Consider the following 16,901-nt stretch of genomic DNA (forward strand, 5'->3'; position numbering starts at 1 on the left):
CCCCATCCTGCGTCGTTCCGGCGCGAAGGGCCAGCCCGAATATCACCGGTCTCCGGTCAGCGCCGCTCGGTCACCGCGACGCCGTCGGCCAGCCGGTCGCCGGGATAGGCGACGATGCGGTCGCCCGGCGACAGGCCGCCGAGCACCTCGACGACGTCCTCGTTGCGATGCCCGACCTTCACCTTCGTCAGCGACGCCCGACCGGAGGCCACGCGGTAGACCATCCAGTCCTCGCCCTCGCGGAACAGGGCGCTGGCCGGGGCCAGGACCACATCCTTCGCCGACCAGGTGACAATCCGGGCGGTGACCCGATAGTCATGGCCCAGCCGGCCCCAGGCCTCTTCCGGGCGGACGAAGTCGAGATAGACCAGCACCCTCTGCTCCTCGATCCCGAGGGCCGAGACCTTGGTGAAGCCGGCCGGTTCAATGCGCGAGACCCGCGCGGGGAGCGGATCGCCGCCCCAGTCCCGGATGGTCGCCGGCGAGCCGACCTTCACCTGCACCGCGTCGCTCGACAGCAGTTCGACGACGACATCCATGTCGGCCGGATCACCGATCTCGAGCAGCGGTTCGCCGGCCTGGACGACCTGGGCGCTTTCGCGCGTGACCTTGAGGACGCGACCACCGACCGGCGCGCGGACCGTCTCGCAGCAGCGACCGGCGCCGACCTCGGCGGGGTCGGCCAGCCGGCTGTGGGCGCTGTCGCGCTCCCGCTCGCGCACCACCAGGGCGGCGTTGGCCGAGGCGACGGCCGCGGCGGCGGTGTCCCGCGCCAGACGCCGCTGGTCCAGCCCCTGGGGCGCGAGAAAGCCGCCGCGGGCAAGGGCCTGGCCCCTCGTCCACTGGCCTTCGGCGAACGCCAGTTCGGCGCGGGCCCGTTGCAGGTCGGCGCGCGCGAGGCCGACGGCCGCGTCGGCCGCCGCCGCCGCCGCGACGAGGTCCTTGCGTGAGCGGGTATCGATCAGCGGCGAGGCGGCCGGCCGGATCAGCACGACCGGCTGGCCGGCCTTCACCGGGTCGCCGGCGTGCAGCAGCTCCCGCTCCGTCTGCCCGGCGAGCGGCGAGGACACGACATAGACCTCCCGCACCCGGGTGCGGCCGAGGTCCTCGACCCAGACCTCCTGCGGGCCGCGCGCGACGACGGCTGTCTCGACCGGCACCGGCTGGGGCCGCAGCATCCAGGCCAGGCCGGCGGCGGCCGCCACGCCGGCGGCGATCATCACAAGGGTGCGACGGGAAACAGGCGGCATGGTCAATCCCGGGTCTTGAGGACGGAGACGAGGTCGAACCGCGCGATGCGGTCGCGGATCACGAAGGCGGAGACGAAGGCCGACCCGAGCACGACGAGGGCGGCCTTGGCGTAGGTGGCGCTGGAGACGATCAGCGGAATGCGGAACAGCTCGCTGTCGAAGGCCCGGGTCATCACCGCCGCGAAGCCGTAGCCGAGCGCCCAGCCCAGCGGGATCGACAGGATCACCAGCACGCCCAGCTCGATCAGCGCCACGCGCGAGGCCTCGCTGGCGGTGAAGCCGAGCACGCGCAGGCTGGCCAACTCGCGCGCGCTCTCCGACAGCTGGATGCGGGCGCTGTTGTAGATCACCCCGAGCGCCACGGTGACGGCCAGGCCGAGATAGGTCGCCATCATGACGTTGATGTTGCGGGCCATGGTCTGGCGGAAGGTCAGCAGCGCCCGCTCCTGCAGCTGCAGCGAGCCGATCGCGGGGCTGCCCTTCACCGCCGAGAAGAAGGCGCGGGAGCGGGCCTCATCGTAGCGGACATAGGCCCCCGACAGCCGCGGCCCTTCGCCCAGCAACACCCCGAGGGCCCTGGGATCCATGAAGGTGGCAAGGCCGAAATAGCTCTCGACCACGGCGCTGACCGGCACCAGGGCGCGGCGGCGGCGGCCGTCGAGCACCTCGACCTCGACCCGGTCGCCCGGCGCGACGCCGAGGATCTCGGCCAGTTTGGCGCTGAGCACCAGGCCGTGCGGGGGGATGGCCACCGGCGCGCCGTGAGAGTCCAGCGCGCGGCTGAGCTGGCCGTCCGGAGACTTGGCGATGATCGCCGCCCGCCGGCTGACCAGGCCGTTGCGCAGCCGCACCGGCGCGGCGCGGAACGGCTCGGCGCGCAGGACGCCCGGCAGGCGGCGCACGACCGGCAGGGCGGCCGGTCCCCTCGCCTCGACGAAGCCGATCGTCGCGTTCTGCCGGTCGGCCTGGTTGAAGGTCAGGTCGATCATCGTCTCCAGCGAGTCGAGCGAGAACAGCGAGGCGACCAGCAGCGCGGCGGCGAACGACAGGCCGAGCGCCGTCAGACCCGAGCGGACGGGCCAGCGCACCACGCGCCGCAGGGCCATCATCGTCAGCTGGGACGGGTGGAATGGCGTCAGCAGCAACTCAAGACCCGAGCGCGAGAAGCGCGGCGGCGCGGCCGGCGCCATGGCGGCGGCGGGGGCCAGGCGGACGATGACGCTGACCGCGCGCACCGCGCCGAGCGTCGCGGCGCCGCCGGCCGTGACCACCGCCAGCAGCCAGGACCGCGTGTCCTGGACGAAGACCAGGAACGGGAAGTGGAAGAATTCGCCGTACAGCCGCGTGACACCGTGGCCCAGCCAGGCGCCGGCGGCCAGGCCCAGCACCACCCCGACGGCCGAGATCAGCAGGGCCAGCTTCAGATAGTGCCAGGCGATCGGCCAGTCGGAATAGCCGAGCGCCTTGAACAGGCCGATCTGCTCCCGCTCCAGCGTCAGCAGCCGCGAGAGGGTCATGTTGATCAGGAAGGCCGAGACCAGCAGGAAGATCGGCGGCAGCACCCGGCGCATGGCGTTCAGCTGCTGCAGTTCGCTGTCGAGGTAGGCGTTGGACGACTGGTCGCGACGGCCGTAGGCCCCGGCCCCGCCGTAGGGCGCCAGCAGGTCGTCGAGACGGCGGATGACCTCCGATTCCCGGGCGCCCCGCGCGAGCGTCAGGCTGACGCTGTTGAACGCCCCGTCGAGGTCGAAGGCCCCGGCCAGCGCCTTGCGCGACATCCAGACCACGCCGAAGCGCCGGTCGTCCGGCACGAGATCGCCCGGACCGATGGCGTAGACATACTCCGGCGACAGGGCCACGCCGACGATGGTCAGGGTGCGCCGGCGGCCGTTGAGGATGGCGTCGAAGCGGTCGCCGGCGTGGAAGCCGTGGGCCTGGGCGAAGGCCTCGCTGACCACCGCCTGGCTGGTCGACAGCGGGTCGGGCAGCCGCCCGCCGCGCAGGGTCAGGCGGTTGAGGCGGGCCGGCCCGTTGTCGGGCAGAGACTGCAGGACGGCCGAGGCCGGTTCCGGCAAGTCGGGCAGATCGAGCAGCGCCGCCTGGACGATGCGGGTCTCGGCCACGGCCACGCCGGGCAGGCGGGCCATCTCGCGCGCCAGGCCTTCGGGCGCCCGCCGCGCCTGGGCGAACACCTCGGCGAAGCCGCCGCGGTCGTAGTAGGCCGCGCGCGTCTCGTCGATCGACCGGTAGGCCCCGTCGCCGATCGCCAGCGTCGCCACGCCCGAGGCCATGACCAGGGCGATCGCCAGGCCCTGGGCCCACAGGCGGCGGAAGTCCCGCGCGAGCTTGCGGTCGAGGACGCTCACCAGCTGAGGTCCTTCGGATTCTTGCGGTCCGGATTGACCTCGACCCGCGAAACCCGGCCGTCGCCGAAATAGAGCACCCGGTGCGCCATCTCGCGGATCGAGGTGTTGTGGGTGATCACCGCCGTGGTCGCCCCGAGCGTCTCATTGACGAAGGCCAGCGCCTCGAGCACCCGCACGCCGGTCGCCAGGTCGAGCGCGCCGGTCGGCTCGTCGCACAGCAGCACCTCGGGCCGTTTGGCGATAGCGCGGGCGATGGCCACCCGCTGCTGCTCGCCGCCCGACAGCTGCGCTGGGAAGTGGTCGGCGCGATCGGACAGGCCGACCATCTCCAGCGCCTCGCCCGGGGTCATCGGATTGTCGGCGATCTCGGTGACCAGGGCGACGTTCTCGAACGCCGTCAGGCTGGGCACCAGGTTGTAGAACTGGAACACGAAGCCGACGTTGCGGCGGCGGAAGCGGGTCAGTCCCCGGTCATCGAGGGTGGTCAGCTCCAGTCCTTCGAACCGGGCCGAGCCGCTGGTGGCCCGGTCGAGGCCGCCGAGGATGTTGAACAGGGTCGACTTGCCGCTGCCGGACGGCCCGAGGAACACCGCGAACTCGCCCGCGTAGAGATCGAGATCCAGCCCGCGCAGGGCCTGAACCTCGACCTCGCCCGTGCGGTAGATCTTGGTCAGCCCCCGCGCCGTGAAGACGGGTGTCTGGTCGCCCGGAATCGCCACGCCGCCGCTCCGCCTGTGGCCGCATAGAATGCGCGAGAAGGCTGCGGTGCGATTTGATCGAACGCAAGGTGGCGCAAGGGATTGTCGTCGGAGCGACGATCTCCCGCCCCTCGCCCGCGCGCCGTCCGGGACTAGCGGTGCTCGCCGGTCAGGACGGCCAGGCTGAGCGCGTTTTCGGCGGCCGCGCCGGAGGCGGTGTTGTCGAAGATGCACCAGGCCTCGCCCGAGGCCCGTCGGAGCTCGTCCGCGAGATGGCGCAGGGTCTCTCCGGAATAGGCCGAGTAATAGAGGCGCGGAGACCCGTGCAGCCGCCAGTAGGCGAGGCCCGGCCAACCGCCCGGCCGTCCGGCGGTCGGATGACGGGCCGGGTCGGCGCCGACCCGGCCAATGCGGAGCGCCGCCAGAAGCTGGTCGGCCGACGCGCCGAACCAGCTGGCGTGACGCGGTTCACAGGCGACCGGACCGGCGTGACGATCCCTCAGGTCGGCGAAGAAGGTCTCCGCGACCCCGGGCTCGAAGGCGAGACTCGGCGGCAGCTGGACCAGGACGGGACCGAGCTTGTTTCCGAACCGGCCAATGTCCGCGAGAAAGTCGACCAGCGCCGCGCCCGGCGGCGTCAGCCGCCCTTCGTGGGTGATCTGGCGGGGCATCTTCACGGCGAAGCGGAAGTCGTCCGGCGTGCCGGCGGCCCAGCGGTCGAAGGTCGAGGGGCGATGCCTGCGATAGAAGGTCGAGTTGATCTCGACCGCCGAAAGGCGAGCCGCATAGCGCGCCAGGCCGACGCCCGCCTCCGGAAAGGCGGCGGCCACGTCGCGCGGGATGCTCCAGCCGGCCGTGCCGATCCGCGGCAGGGCGCCCGAGGGTCGCGGGGCCGTAACGGCAGTCACGTCCTCTTGCCCGGGTCCAGTTGCTCCATGGCGTCCATGACGGCCCCGGGATCGACCGGCGTGGCCATCTCGTCGGCCTCCGGGTCGTCAGCGTCGGCGACCTCGGGCAGATCCCGCCGGAAGTCCTGCAGCAGGCTGATGATCCGGGCGTTCTTGGCGTCGGTCAGCAGGGCCAGTTGCAGGGTCAGCTCCGCGCGACGTTCCGCCAGCAGGTCGCCCCGGCGCTGGCTGACGAAGATCAGCAGGGCGATCACCAGGGCCGCAAGGGTCGCAGCCAGCTCCAGCCAGATGGCGAACGCATCGTCGAGGCGTCCCTGCGACCGCACGGCGGCCACCACCAGTCCCGCGGCGAAGGCGAGGACCAGGCCGATCGCCGCGTACGGCCGGCCGAGGCGATCGGTTACCCCGTCGACCGCGCGTTGCAGCGCCGTCGCCTTCTGATCATGCCGGGCCCGCAGCCTCGCCACGGTGTCGACGGCCGTGACCTCGTGCTCGGCGAGATCGCCTTGCCCACCGCTCGGCGTCGCCGGGTCGCGCTCATCCATGCGGCCGCTCCCGGTACGGGTCGCGGCCCAGGCGGTTGTGAATCGCCGTCGCGGCGATCGCCGCCTCGCCCTGGGCGGTGCTGATCTGGTTGAGGCCCCGGACCATGTCGCCGGCGGCGAACAGTCCGGGCACGCTGGTCTCCTGATGCTCGTCGACGACCAGGCGGCCATCCTCGGCAAGGCGCGCCCCGGCCTGCACGGCCAGTTCCGAACGGGGACGAACGCCGAGCGCAGAATAGACCGCGTCGAAGTGCAGGACCTCGCCCGCCGTCATGCAGACCGCGTCCCGGGCTTCACTCTCGAACGACAGCGACGACAGGGGCTGTTCGACGACGTTGATGCCGGCTTCGGCCAGATGCGCCCGCTCGTCGGTCGGAAGCGCGTCCGGACGTCCGGCGTGAATCAGGGTGATGGCGTCGCTGTAGGTGCGCAGGAACAGCGCCTCCCGGGCGCCCCGCGCGTCGTCGCCGATCACGGCGACGCGCCGGCCGATGACCTCGAACCCGTCGCAGATGGGGCAGATGCGGAGCAGGCTGTCACGCACCGCGTCCTCCACGCCCGGCAGATCCGGCGTGATATCCACCACCCCGGTGGCCAGAAGCACCGTGCGGGCCCGCAGCGTCTTGCTGGCGAGGACCACCTCGAAGACGCCGTCGACCTGGGTCAGGCCCTCGACCCGGCCGGTCAGCACCGGAGCGCCGTACGCTTCGGCCTGGGCCTGGATTCTCGCCAGCAGGTCGGGCCCGCTGACGCCGCCTGGAAAGCCCGGGTGGTTGCGGGTGAGGGGGATCCACCCTGCCCGGCTTTTGTCATCGTGGACGACGGTGAAGCGGCGCCGGAACCGCGCCAGGTAGATGGCTGCTGTCAGGCCCGCAGGCCCGGCCCCGACAATCAGGGCGTCGAGACTCTCGTCGGCGATGGGTCGCCCTGGCATGCCTCTGTCGCTCCCGGTCTGTGTTCCAGGAGCGCCAACGGCCCCGGCCTCGACCAAATCCGGCGTGCGGGCAGGTGGTTCCGGCGCGTTCGGTCAGGTCGGGCGAATTTGCGCTCGTCGCCCGCGCGCCGACACGGCCGTCAGAGGGCCTCGCCGGGAAGAGGCGGGCCCTGGCGCGAGATTACATTCCGGCGGCGGGAAGAATGGCGGAGACGGTGGGATTCGAACCCACGGTACCCTTTTGGGGTACGCTCATTTAGCAAACGAGTCCCTTCGGCCACTCGGGCACGTCTCCATCCCGCTTTCGCGGGACGCTCCTCATATCCAAGAGGCGCGCGCTTCGCAATCGGGACTGAACATGCTTTCGCGGAACGCCGTTAACCGGTCGCTCAGCCGAGAGTGAGAGACTGGCGGGGATGAAGTCCGCGCCCATCCCGCTGCGTCCGCCCGCCGACCTGCCTGAAGAGGGCTGGGTCGACGCCGTGCGCGCCCTGCACAGGGTGCTGGAAACCCAGTTCGGCCCCGACGAGAACAGCGGCCCGGTCGAGGATCCGCGCGACCGGCGCGGGCCGTTCCGGCCCAACCGGCTGGTGCCCGTGCGCTCGCGGCTGCAGCTGCGCCATGTCACCCGCACCTTCCGGCTGATCGACGCCACGGTCATCACCCTGACCAGCCTGCTGGCGACACGGGCCATGGCCACCCACGGCGTGCTGCAGCTGACGCTCGGCGAGATTCTGCCGCTGGCGCTGAGCCTCGGCCTGCTTCTGTGGGGCCTTCGGGTGCTCGACACCTACGCCTTCACCCTCAGCGAGGGACTCGGGCGCCATTTCATCCGCGTCTGCGCCGCCCTCAGCCTCGCCGGCCTGCCGATCGGCATCATGGGCCTGGTGCGGCCCGGGACGGATCCGACCCTGCCGGTGTGGTTCGCCGCCGGCGCGGCCGCCCTGCTGGTCCTGCACAGTCTGTGGTGGTCGATCGTCAGCGGCTGGCGTCGCCAGGGCAAGCTGACCCCCAACATCGTCATCGTCGGCGCCACCGACGCAGCGCGCAAGCTGATCGAAACGGCCCTGGCCACCCGCGAGGTCGCGGTGCTCGGCGTGTTCGACGACCGGCTGGGCCGCGCGCCCAAGGAAATCGCCGGGGTCCCGGTGCTGGGCGACACCGCCGATCTGCTCGGCCACAAGATCATGCCCTACGTCGATCGCATCGTGATCGCCGTGAACCCGTCGGCCCAGCCGCGCATCCGCCAGCTGATCGACCGCCTGCGGGTGCTGCCGAACGACGTCAGCCTGGTGCTCGACTCGGGCAGCGAAGACGGCCGCCAGCGGGCGCTGTCGCGCATCGCCGACGCCCAGCTGGCCCAGGTTTCCGGCGAGCCGAAGGATATTCACCGCGCCGGGGTCAAGCGCGCGCAGGATCTGGTGGTCGGCACGGTCGCCCTGCTGCTCGGCTGGCCGGTGATGGTCGCCGTGGCGGTCGCGATCAAGCTGGACAGCCCGGGTCCGATCTTCTTCCGCCAGCGTCGCCACGGCTTCAACAACGAGGAAATCCTCGTCTGGAAATTCCGCTCGATGCGCGCAGAGGCCGCCGATTTCGCCGCCGTGCAGCAGGTCCGCGCCGGCGACGACCGCGTGACCCGCGTGGGCCGGTTCATCCGCAAGACCAGCCTCGACGAGCTGCCGCAGCTGTTCAACGTCCTGACCGGCGAGATGAGCCTGGTCGGCCCGCGGCCGCACGCCGTGGGCATGAAGACCGGCCAGACGGAATCCGCGCGCCTCGTCGCCGAATACGCCCACCGCCACCGCATGAAGCCCGGCATGACCGGCTGGGCCGCCATCAACGGCTCGCGCGGGCCGGTCGACACGCCCGAACTGGTCCGCCGCCGCGTGGCGCTGGATATCGAATACATCGAGCGCCAGAACTTCTGGTTCGATCTCTACATCATGGCCATGACCATCCCCTGCCTGCTCGGGGACCGGGACTCGGTGCGCTAGGCCGATGTTCCGTCGCGGCCTGATCGGCTACCTGCCCGCCAACATCACCCAGGGCGTCGTCGGCCTGCTGACCATCGTGGTCTTCACCCGCATCCTGACGCCCGAGCAGTACGGCGGCTACGCCCTGGCCCTGTCGGCCATGACGCTGGCCCACACCACCCTGTTCACCTGGATCGAGGCGGCGCTGGCGCGGTTCCAGGCCCGCGCCGTCGAGCGCGGCGAGGTGGCGACCCACCTGACAACCCTGCTGCGGGCCTACTTCTGGCTGGCGGTGATCTTCCCGGTCGTCGCGGCCGTCGCCGTGTGGCTGGCCCCGATTCCCGGACCGCTCAAGATCGCCGTCGGCGTGGGCCTCGGATCGATCGTTTTCCGCAGCCTGATCCGGCTGGTGCAGGAACGCCGCCGCGCCGACGGCGAGGTGATGGCCGCCTCCGCCCTCGACATGGCCCAGACGGCCGGCGGCTTCGCCATCGGCGTGCTGGCCATCACCCTCGGTGCCGGCGCGGCCGGGCCGATGATCGGCATGGGCGCCATCGCGGTGATCTGCCTGGCCTTCACCCTGCGCAAGGAACTGACCCTCGCACGCGGCGGCGAGGTCGAGGCGGCCCGGCTGCGCGACTACGCCAGCTACGGACTGCCGGTGGCCTTTTCGCTGATCCTGTCGCTGGTCATCGCCACCACCGACCGCTTCCTGCTGGCGGCCTTCCTCGATGAGCGGGCGGTCGGCGTCTATCACGCGGGCTACAGTCTCGCGAACCGAACGCTCGACGTGATGTTCATCTGGCTGGGCATGGCGGGCGGCCCGGCGATGGTCGCGGCCCTCGAGCGCGGCGGCCGTCCGGCCCTCGACGCCACCGCGCGGGAGCAGGCCTCGTTCATGATCCTGCTGACCCTGCCCGCCGCCGTCGGCGTGGCGCTGGTCGCCCGGCCGCTGGCCCAGCTGATGGTCGGCGGGGCCCTGTCCGAGGGCGCGGTCGCCGTCACGCCGTGGGTCGCCTTCGGCGCCTTCTTCTCGGGCATGACCACCTACTATTTCCACCAGGCTTTCACGCTCGGCCGGCGCACCCACCTGCTGTTCGCGGCGATGATCGCCCCGGCGGCGGCCAACCTGCTGCTGAACCTGATCCTGATCCCGCGCCACGGTATCGCCGGAGCCATGTGGTCGACGGCCGCCAGCTATGCGCTCGGGGCGGTCATGTCCTGGCTGCTGGGCCGTCGGGCCATGCCCCTGCCCGTCCCGCTGGACGTCATCTGGCGCGCGGCGCTGGCCTGCGCGGCCATGGCCGCCGTGGTCAGCCGGATTCCGGCCTTCGGCGGCCTCCTCGAACTGGCGCTCAAGGCGAGCGCCGGCGGCCTGGTCTATGGGCTCGTGGTCCTGCTGCTCGACGCCGGCGGCCTGCGCAGCCGCGGCGCCGGCCTGCTGCAAGGGCTGCGCGCCCGGGTGGCGACATGACCGCGGCGATCAGCGACTGGACCCTCGACAACGCCGCCTGGGCCGGCGCCACGCCGCGCCTGTCGGTGCTGATCCCGTTCATGCGCGATGACCCCACGCCGCTGCTGCGGGCGCTCGATCGCGAGACCCAGCCCGTGGAGGTGGTGCTGCTCGACGACGGCTCCGGCGACCCGGGCCTGGCCACGCGGGTCAGCGACGCGGTCGGGGCCCTGCGCCTGCCCGCGCGGTTCGTGCGGCTGACGGTCAACGAGGGCCGCTCGAAGGGTCGCAACCGCCTCGCCCGCCACGCGCGCGCGGGCCGCCTGCTGTTCATCGACGCCGACATGCTGCCCGACAGCGACCATTTCCTCGCCGACTGGCTGGCGCTGATCGACGCCCGGGACCCGGCGGCGGCGTTCGGCGGCTTCTCGCTCGACCAGACCCCGCGCACCCGCGAGAACGCCCTGCACCGGGCCATGGCGCTGCGCAACGACTGCCACACCGCCGCCGAGCGCGCCCGCGACCCGGCCAAGCATGTGTTCACTGCCAATCTGATGGTCCGGCGCGACGTGTTCGACAGCATCGGTTTCGACGAGCGATTCACCGGCTGGGGCTGGGAAGACGTCGAATGGGGCATCCGCGTCGCCGCCCGCTGGCCGATCGTCCACGCCGACATTCCCGCCAGCCATCTGGGCCTCGATCCCGCGCCGGTGATGGCGCGCAAGTACGAGCAGTCGGCGGCCAACTTCGCCCGGGTCGTCGCCGACCACCGCGCCGTGGTCGAGACCTATCCGAGCTATCGCGTCGCCCGGCTGCTGAAGCGCCTGCCGCTGCGCGGACTGTGGCGTCCGCTGATCAAGACCTTCGCCCTGGCCGACGCCCTGCCTGTCGCGCCGCGCGCCTTCGCCCTGCGCCTGTACCGCGCGGCCCTCTACGCGGAGGCCGTCTGATGGAGGCCTACAGCGCCGACCGCTCCCTGAAGGGCAAGCTGCGCCGCCGCCTGGCCCTGCTGTCGCACCGCCGCCCGGTGCGCGTGGCGCTGGACCGGCCGATGATCACCTTCAGCTTCGACGACGCCCCGGCCACGGCCGCTGACGCGGGCGCGCGCGTGCTGGATGTGCGCGGGATTCGAGGGACCTGGTACTTTTCGGCCGGGCTCGCAGGCCAGACCGGGCCGATGGGCGTCTACGCCACGGCGGCGGACGCGAAGCGACTCGCGGACGCCGGTCACGAGATCGCCTGCCACACGTTCAGCCATCTTGATTGCGGGAAGGCTAACGCAGAGGCGATCCGCGCCGACGTGGAACGCAACGCCGAGGCGCTGAAGGCCTGGGGCGCGGCGCCGTCGGAAAGCTTCGCCTATCCCTATGGCGACGTCTCCACGGCCGCCAAGGCGACGCTGGGCGGGCGCTACCGCACGCTGCGCACGGTGCAGGCCGGACTGGTGGAAACGGGCGCGGACGCCAACCAGCTGCCATCGGTCGGCATCGAGGGCCCGGACGGCGAGGCTGTCGCCCTGCGCTGGCTGGGCCGCGCCGCGGATCGCAAGGCCTGGCTGATCCTTTACACCCACGATGTGGCGGCCAGCCCGTCGCCCTGGGGCTGCACGCCCGAGGCGCTCGGACGCCTGGTCGACGCGGCGCAGGCGCGGGGGTTCGATGTGGTGACCGCGGCCGAGGGCGCGCGGCGTCTGGGGCTGTAACAGCCCGCAGGCTAGGCGCCCGCGTCGCCGCCCTTCAGCGCCGACATCCGCCAGCGGATCAAGTCCAGCGCCAGTTCGCGGGTTCTGCCCGCCGGCCGGCCGAGCAGCTCGGCCAGCGACGGCCCGAACAGCCCCACCCCGAGGGCCAGGGCCACGCAGACGAGGATAAAGTCCTCCGCCGCCTCCGCGTCGACGGCGCCGTCCCGGGCCAGGCGGTTGGCCACGACCTCGCGCACCGCCTCGCGGACCACCGTCAGCCGGCGCGACTCGCCGGTCAGCTCCAGCCAGGCGGCCAGCCGCGCGGCGCCACGCGACTCGAAGGCGTCGAACAGCGCCCGCGCGCCGGCGTCGGCCTGCCGCAGGGGATCATCGCCGGCGACAGTGCTGTCGAGGATGGTCGCCACCAGCCGGCGGATCATCCGCTCCATCAGCGCGGTCTGGACGTCGTCGATCGAGCCGAAGTGGTGCAGCACCGTGGCGTGGACCACCCCGGCGGCGGCGGCGACATCGGCCAGCTTCAGCGCCTGCGGCCCTTTGTCGATCAGCAGCGATTCCGCCGCCGCGAGGATGTTCTCACGCGCCGCCTCGGGCGAGCGGCGACGGCGGGTTGGACTGGCGGGCGCTTCTATTGACATTTTTGTTGGTAGTCGCGATCTTGAGGACAGAACGGGCTCGCCCCTTCCCTAGCCTGCCGCACGGAACCACGCCATGACCGCCAAGACCACGCCCGCCGACGTCGACGTCCATCCGCGCGACATCCGCTTCGATCTCGAGGCCGCCCGCAAGGGTCACTGGCTGGGCGGCGACCCGGTCGGCACGGCGGTGTTCAACGCCCTGTCGTTGACCTTCCCCGACGGCGAGCGCCTGTTCATGGACGCCGTCCGCCACTACCGCCCGCAACTGAAGGGCAAGCTGCTCGACGACGTGAAGGGCTTCATCGCCCAGGAAGCGATCCATTCGCGCGAGCATCACGCGCTGAACCTGCTGATCGACCGCGACCGCTATCCGGCCGCCGAGGTCGAGGCCGAGATCCGCCAGCGCACCACCTTCGCCCGCACGCGCGGGCCGATGGCCATGCTGATCTCGACCATCGCGCTCGAGCACTTCACCGCCATGATGGCCGAGATGCACATGGCCCATCAGGACCTGTTCGACGACGCCGATCCCGGCATCGAGAAGCTGTGGCGCTGGCACGCCATGGAGGAGACCGAACACAAGGCCGTGGCCTATGACGTGTTCATGGAGGTGACCAAGGACTGGTCGCCGTTCCTGCGCTACCGCCGCCGGGTCATCTCGATGGCCATCATCAGCTTCATGTTCACCCGCAACATCACCCGCTACGCCGCCCGCCTGCTCGAGGCCGACGGCTATGAGCCGAAGGCCGCGCTGAAGGCGGTGAAGACGTACGTCTGGAAGACGCCCGGCCTGTTCGCGCGCGGCTGGAAGACCTACTTCGCCTGGTACCGCCCCGGCTTCCATCCGTGGGACCAGGACAACCGCCCCGAGCTGGCCGGCTGGAAGGCCGAATTCGACGCGGCGGCCTCCCCGCTCGCGGCCTGACGCGGGACAGTCGCCCGAACACCTCGACCCTGCCATGCTGGGCTCCTGATTCAGGAGCCGGCATGGTCTCTGCCTCCAAGCCCAAACCCAGCGCCTCCGCCGTCCAGGCGCAGGGCGGCTGCGCCTGTGGCGGCGTGCGGTTCGAGATCGACGTCCCGGCGGTCTGGGCCTGGCATGACCATGGCGAGGCCAGCCGCCGGGCCATGGGCGGGGCCTACGCGACCTTCGTCGGCAGCTGGCGCAGCCGGTTCCGCTGGCTCGAGGGCGAGGATCTGCTGACGCGCTATGAGGATTCCGAGGCCCGCACCACGCGCAGCTTCTGCGGCCGTTGCGGCACGCCGGTGCTCTATGAGCGCGCCCGGTCGCCGAAGATGGTCAACATTCCGCGCGGACTGTTCACCGGCCGCACGGGGCGTGAGCCGCGCTATCACATGAACCTGCCGCAGCAGACCGACTGGACCTGGGCCGGCGAGCCGCTGGGCCCGCTGAAGGGCTATCCGGGCGTGATGGTCGAGCGCGCCCGGCGCAAACCACGCGTGCTGACCCCCGACGACATCCTCTGATCGCGCATGACCATTCGCTCACGTGACGACGGCGGCGGGATGTGCAGACTGACCCGGGAGATGTGGCGGGGGGATCAGAATGTCATCCGTATTCGCGCGCCTGGGCGCGCCGATTGATCTCGGCGAGCGCCGGTTCCTGCACCCGGGACCGCTGCGCTGGCTGCGCGCAACGGCCTGGATGGTGGTCTTCTTCCTGCTCGTCGCGGTCGCCAGCTACGGCGTGGAGGGCGTGCTGGGCGACCACTGGCCCAAGACCAACGCCCCTGCCCAGTTCCTCGCCAATGTCGCCGGCGCCCTCGCCGCCCTGGCGGCCTATCCGCTGCTGGTCTGGCTGGCCGAAGGCCGGACGGCCGGTGAGCTGGCGCCGCGCGCGGCCCTGCCCGGCCTGACCGCGGGCTTCGCCATCGGCTGCGCGGTGTTCGCCTCGGTCATGCTGACCCTGATCGGAACGGGCCTCTACAGCTTCGTCTGGCTCGGCCCGGCCCCGGCCTGGACGGGCGCGGGCCTCAGCATCGAGTCCGGCTTCATCGAGGAGATCATGGCCCGCGGCGTGATCCTGCGCCTGACCTGGCGGGCGTTTGGTCCGTGGGCGGCCTTCATCTTCTCGGCCGCCCTGTTCGGCGCGGGCCACTTCGGCAACCCCAACGCCTCGGCCTGGGCGGCCCTGTGCATCGCCGTGGAAGCCGGGATCATGCTGGGCGCCTTCTACGCCCTGACGGGCCGGCTGTGGGTGTCGATCGGCCTGCACGCGGGCTGGAACTTCACCCAGGGCTACCTGTTCGGCGCGGTGGTGTCGGGCACGGACTTCGGGCCGGCCATCGCCCGCAGCCTGGCGCGGGACGGCTTTCCGCTGTGGCTGAGCGGCGGGCGGTTCGGGCCGGAGGCCTCCCTGCCCGCCCTGGTGATCTGCACCTCGGTCGGGCTGCTGGCGCTCTGGATGGCGGCGAAGGCCGGCCGGTTCGCCCGGCCTATTCCCGCCCCCGCCACGCCAGCTTGACGGCCAGGGCGACGAAGATCGACCAGCGGATGTCGTTGTAGGTGACGGCCACGCTCTCGGTCAGGGTCAGCAGCGAGTAGATCACCAGGAACGGCAGCGCGAGGTAGGCCCCTGGCCGGCTGAACACCGCCGCGATCGCCGCGCCCATGGTCTGCAGGTAGAACAGGCCCCAGGCGACGACCCCGGCGTAGCCGAGGCCCAGCCACTGCTCGAGCCAGGCGTTGTGAGCGTGGCTCGGCTTGAACCCGGCCTCCTTGGTGATCCAGGCCAGCGGGCCCCAGCCCGACTTGTCGTCCCAGACGGCCGCGTATCCGTACCCGGTCCACGGCCGCAGCTCCGCCTGTCGCAGGGCCGCGGCCCAGATCTTCGTGCGTCCCGTCAGCGTCGCGTCCTTGCCGAGAATCTCGAGGAAGACGTCCGAGGCGAACAGCAGGAAGCCGGCCAGCAGCAACGCGCCCAGCACCGCCGCCCAGGTCGCGGCCACGCCCGACACCGGCCCGCGCCGGGCGAACCAGACGAAGCCGACCGCCCCGGCCCCGAGGATCAGCGAGACCAGCGAGGTCTTCGAGGTCGACAGCAGCACCAGACCGAGGGCGGCCACGGCGAAGGCGCCCCACAACCACCGTCGGCGCGGGTTGAGCATGGCCGCCCCGGCGAAGATCGTGAAGGCCATGGCCATGTTGCCGCCGAGGGCGTTCTTCTCGGTCCACAGCCCGCGCCAGGCCCCCGGAAACAGCTCGGTCATGATGCCGTTGTGCGGCGGCAGCAAGGCCCAGGCGATCGACCCCAGCACCAGCAGGGCGTTGGCTGTCGCCAGCACCTCGGCCATGGTCGCCCAGCGGAAGCGGGTGGCCAGGGCGATGCCGCCGATGGTCGTGGCGTAGACGGCGACGATGCGGCGCAGGGTCTGGTCCGGCGCGATCGACCACAGGGTCGAGGCCGCGACGATGGCCAGCAGCAGCAGCAGGAACGGCTGGCGGATCATCGCCTGGAAGGCCGCCGCCGGGACCATGGCCAGCAGGGCGATGCCCGCGGCGTAGGCGGGGAAATAGACGTTGCGGATGGCTCCGGACGCGCCGGCGTCGATCTTCACCCCGAACACCGGCGCGATCCACGCCTGGCTGTAGATCAGCACGATGAAGACCGCGAGACCGAACGCCAGCCAGTCCCAGACGTCGGCCCGCTCGACCGCGCGGCCAGGCCAGGCCTCGGCGGGGATGCTCACCGCAGGAAGGCCCGCAGGAAGCCGGGCGTCTCGACCTGGGCGCGGTTGAAGAACACCCCGGCGACGCGCCCCCCGGCGGCGGTCAGCCCGTCGCGCAGCCGCGCGGGAGCCTGTACGTCGGGCTGGTCGGCGGCGACCACCAGAACGGTCTGGTCCATAAACGGGGCCTCGGTCAGCGCCGCCTGCGAGCGGTCGGCCGACGGGCAGTCGACGACGATCAGGTCGGCGTGGCGCTTGAGCGCGCTCCAGTAGTCGGCGCTGGGCAGGATGTGCACGTTCTGGCTGCCCTTCAGCACGTCGGCGCGGAAGCGGGTGACCCACCATTTGTGCTGGCCGACCGCATGGGCGACGAGGAAGCGGGAATCCGGCGCGGCCGAGCCGTCCGGCATCAGGGTCGGGGGCTGGACCGTGAAGAAGGTGGCGCCGTCCGCCGGCGTCGCCGCCACGGCCTTGCCGAGCGAACCGTACATCTCCGGTCTGGCCGCGATGGCGGCGTGCTGCGGCGAGGTGAACAGGTCGAGATCAACGAGCCAGACGGAGCGGCCGGCGCGGCTGGCGGCGTAGGCGGCGAACTCGCGGGCGACCGTGCTGGTCCCCTCCCCGCGACGGGCGGCGACGAACTGGACAGCGCGCGCGCGTCCGGGCGACGTCCCGCCCAGCGACGCCCACAACTCAGCCATCTCGGCGCTCAAGTCCACCATCTCACGAATCGCCGCGCGCCCAATCC

Annotated in this window: 16 protein-coding genes and 1 tRNA gene; 7 read left to right on the plus strand and 10 right to left on the minus strand. The window is 71.7% G+C overall.

The features are described from left to right. Positions 1–56: 56 nt before the first annotated feature. The 7 genes from AC1RN0_RS10440 to AC1RN0_RS10470 all read right to left on the minus strand — a co-directional run bounded on the left by AC1RN0_RS10440 (position 57) and on the right by AC1RN0_RS10470 (position 6,996). Complete coding sequence (locus AC1RN0_RS10440) at positions 57–1,250, minus strand: efflux RND transporter periplasmic adaptor subunit (RefSeq protein ID WP_492787371.1); 1,194 nt, start codon at positions 1,248–1,250, stop codon at positions 57–59. A 2-nt stretch (positions 1,251–1,252) separates the two neighbouring features. Continuing rightward, the gene (locus tag AC1RN0_RS10445; protein WP_492787372.1) at positions 1,253–3,616 is read right to left on the minus strand and encodes an ABC transporter permease; all 2,364 of its coding nucleotides are present in this window, start codon (positions 3,614–3,616) and stop codon (positions 1,253–1,255) included. Beyond that, positions 3,613–4,335, minus strand: coding sequence for an ABC transporter ATP-binding protein (locus AC1RN0_RS10450; protein WP_492787373.1), 723 nt, complete (start codon positions 4,333–4,335; stop codon positions 3,613–3,615). The genes AC1RN0_RS10445 and AC1RN0_RS10450 overlap by 4 nt, the downstream gene beginning before the upstream one ends. A 131-nt stretch (positions 4,336–4,466) precedes the next feature. Next, entirely contained in the window at positions 4,467–5,222 is a 756-nt protein-coding gene (locus AC1RN0_RS10455) for a DUF72 domain-containing protein (protein WP_492787374.1), read from the minus strand. Continuing rightward, positions 5,219–5,767, minus strand: a complete 549-nt coding sequence (locus AC1RN0_RS10460; RefSeq protein WP_492787375.1) for a DUF1003 domain-containing protein — start codon at positions 5,765–5,767, stop codon at positions 5,219–5,221. Before AC1RN0_RS10460 ends, AC1RN0_RS10455 begins: the two co-directional genes overlap by 4 nt. After that, positions 5,760–6,701 carry an NAD(P)/FAD-dependent oxidoreductase gene (locus AC1RN0_RS10465; RefSeq protein ID WP_492787376.1) on the minus strand — a complete coding sequence of 314 codons (942 nt, stop codon included), beginning with the start codon at positions 6,699–6,701 and terminating at the stop codon, positions 5,760–5,762. Before AC1RN0_RS10465 ends, AC1RN0_RS10460 begins: the two co-directional genes overlap by 8 nt. 204 nt (positions 6,702–6,905) lie before the next feature. Next, a tRNA-Ser gene (locus AC1RN0_RS10470) sits at positions 6,906–6,996 on the minus strand. 121 nt (positions 6,997–7,117) lie between these two features. Here AC1RN0_RS10470 and AC1RN0_RS10475 point away from each other — a divergent pair. Genes AC1RN0_RS10475 through hfsH form a run of 4 tightly spaced genes read left to right on the plus strand, consistent with a single transcriptional unit; the run spans position 7,118 to position 11,829 of the window. Beyond that, positions 7,118–8,695: an exopolysaccharide biosynthesis polyprenyl glycosylphosphotransferase gene (locus tag AC1RN0_RS10475; RefSeq protein ID WP_492787377.1), complete on the plus strand. Its 1,578-nt coding sequence runs from the start codon at positions 7,118–7,120 to the stop codon at positions 8,693–8,695. 4 nt (positions 8,696–8,699) lie between these two features. After that, positions 8,700–10,148 carry a polysaccharide biosynthesis protein HfsF gene (gene hfsF / locus AC1RN0_RS10480; protein WP_492787378.1) on the plus strand — a complete coding sequence of 483 codons (1,449 nt, stop codon included), beginning with the start codon at positions 8,700–8,702 and terminating at the stop codon, positions 10,146–10,148. Further along, positions 10,145–11,077, plus strand: coding sequence for a polysaccharide biosynthesis protein HfsG (gene hfsG / locus AC1RN0_RS10485; protein ID WP_492787379.1), 933 nt, complete (start codon positions 10,145–10,147; stop codon positions 11,075–11,077). Before hfsF ends, hfsG begins: the two co-directional genes overlap by 4 nt. Further along, on the plus strand, positions 11,077–11,829 hold the full coding sequence (gene hfsH, locus AC1RN0_RS10490; RefSeq protein ID WP_492787380.1) for an oligosaccharide deacetylase HfsH: 753 nt from the start codon (positions 11,077–11,079) through the stop codon (positions 11,827–11,829). The genes hfsG and hfsH overlap by 1 nt, the downstream gene beginning before the upstream one ends. A gap of 11 nt (positions 11,830–11,840) precedes the next feature. Here the strand turns inward: hfsH and AC1RN0_RS10495 are convergent, their stop codons facing one another. Further along, positions 11,841–12,464: a TetR/AcrR family transcriptional regulator gene (locus tag AC1RN0_RS10495; protein ID WP_492787381.1), complete on the minus strand. Its 624-nt coding sequence runs from the start codon at positions 12,462–12,464 to the stop codon at positions 11,841–11,843. Between the two features lie 73 nt (positions 12,465–12,537). Between AC1RN0_RS10495 and AC1RN0_RS10500 the strand changes: the two genes are divergently transcribed. The 3 genes from AC1RN0_RS10500 (at position 12,538) to AC1RN0_RS10510 (ending at position 14,949) form a co-directional block, all read left to right on the plus strand. Continuing rightward, a complete protein-coding gene (locus tag AC1RN0_RS10500; RefSeq protein ID WP_492787382.1) occupies positions 12,538–13,389 on the plus strand; it encodes a metal-dependent hydrolase in 852 nt (283 codons plus the stop codon). Between the two features lie 62 nt (positions 13,390–13,451). Further along, positions 13,452–13,952 carry a GFA family protein gene (locus tag AC1RN0_RS10505; RefSeq protein ID WP_492787383.1) on the plus strand — a complete coding sequence of 167 codons (501 nt, stop codon included), beginning with the start codon at positions 13,452–13,454 and terminating at the stop codon, positions 13,950–13,952. 79 nt (positions 13,953–14,031) lie between these two features. Then, a complete protein-coding gene (locus tag AC1RN0_RS10510; protein ID WP_492787384.1) occupies positions 14,032–14,949 on the plus strand; it encodes a CPBP family intramembrane glutamic endopeptidase in 918 nt (305 codons plus the stop codon). Here the strand turns inward: AC1RN0_RS10510 and AC1RN0_RS10515 are convergent. Further along, positions 14,921–16,174 carry an O-antigen ligase family protein gene (locus tag AC1RN0_RS10515; protein ID WP_492787385.1) on the minus strand — a complete coding sequence of 418 codons (1,254 nt, stop codon included), beginning with the start codon at positions 16,172–16,174 and terminating at the stop codon, positions 14,921–14,923. The genes AC1RN0_RS10510 and AC1RN0_RS10515 overlap by 29 nt on opposite strands. Continuing rightward, on the minus strand, positions 16,171–16,854 hold the full coding sequence (locus AC1RN0_RS10520; protein ID WP_492787386.1) for a P-loop NTPase family protein: 684 nt from the start codon (positions 16,852–16,854) through the stop codon (positions 16,171–16,173). The genes AC1RN0_RS10515 and AC1RN0_RS10520 overlap by 4 nt, the downstream gene beginning before the upstream one ends. Positions 16,855–16,901 lie beyond the last annotated feature (47 nt).

The sequence above is a fragment of the Caulobacter sp. GW821-FHT12F03 genome, assembly GCF_058806855.1.

Bases quoted from the DNA above. Each gene is read 5' to 3' on its own strand.
- AC1RN0_RS10510 (WP_492787384.1), top strand. From the start codon at position 14,032: ATGTCATCCGTATTCGCGCGCCTGGGCGCGCCGATTGATCTCGGCGAG.
- AC1RN0_RS10505 (WP_492787383.1), top strand. From the start codon at position 13,452: ATGGTCTCTGCCTCCAAGCCCAAACCCAGCGCCTCCGCCGTCCAGGCG.
- AC1RN0_RS10465 (WP_492787376.1), bottom strand. From the start codon at position 6,701: ATGCCAGGGCGACCCATCGCCGACGAGAGTCTCGACGCCCTGATTGTC.
- AC1RN0_RS10500 (WP_492787382.1), top strand. From the start codon at position 12,538: ATGACCGCCAAGACCACGCCCGCCGACGTCGACGTCCATCCGCGCGAC.
- hfsF (WP_492787378.1), top strand. From the start codon at position 8,700: ATGTTCCGTCGCGGCCTGATCGGCTACCTGCCCGCCAACATCACCCAG.
- AC1RN0_RS10475 (WP_492787377.1), top strand. From the start codon at position 7,118: ATGAAGTCCGCGCCCATCCCGCTGCGTCCGCCCGCCGACCTGCCTGAA.
- hfsH (WP_492787380.1), top strand. From the start codon at position 11,077: ATGGAGGCCTACAGCGCCGACCGCTCCCTGAAGGGCAAGCTGCGCCGC.
- AC1RN0_RS10495 (WP_492787381.1), bottom strand. From the start codon at position 12,464: ATGTCAATAGAAGCGCCCGCCAGTCCAACCCGCCGTCGCCGCTCGCCC.
- hfsG (WP_492787379.1), top strand. From the start codon at position 10,145: ATGACCGCGGCGATCAGCGACTGGACCCTCGACAACGCCGCCTGGGCC.
- AC1RN0_RS10520 (WP_492787386.1), bottom strand. From the start codon at position 16,854: ATGGCTGAGTTGTGGGCGTCGCTGGGCGGGACGTCGCCCGGACGCGCG.
- AC1RN0_RS10460 (WP_492787375.1), bottom strand. From the start codon at position 5,767: ATGGATGAGCGCGACCCGGCGACGCCGAGCGGTGGGCAAGGCGATCTC.
- AC1RN0_RS10440 (WP_492787371.1), bottom strand. From the start codon at position 1,250: ATGCCGCCTGTTTCCCGTCGCACCCTTGTGATGATCGCCGCCGGCGTG.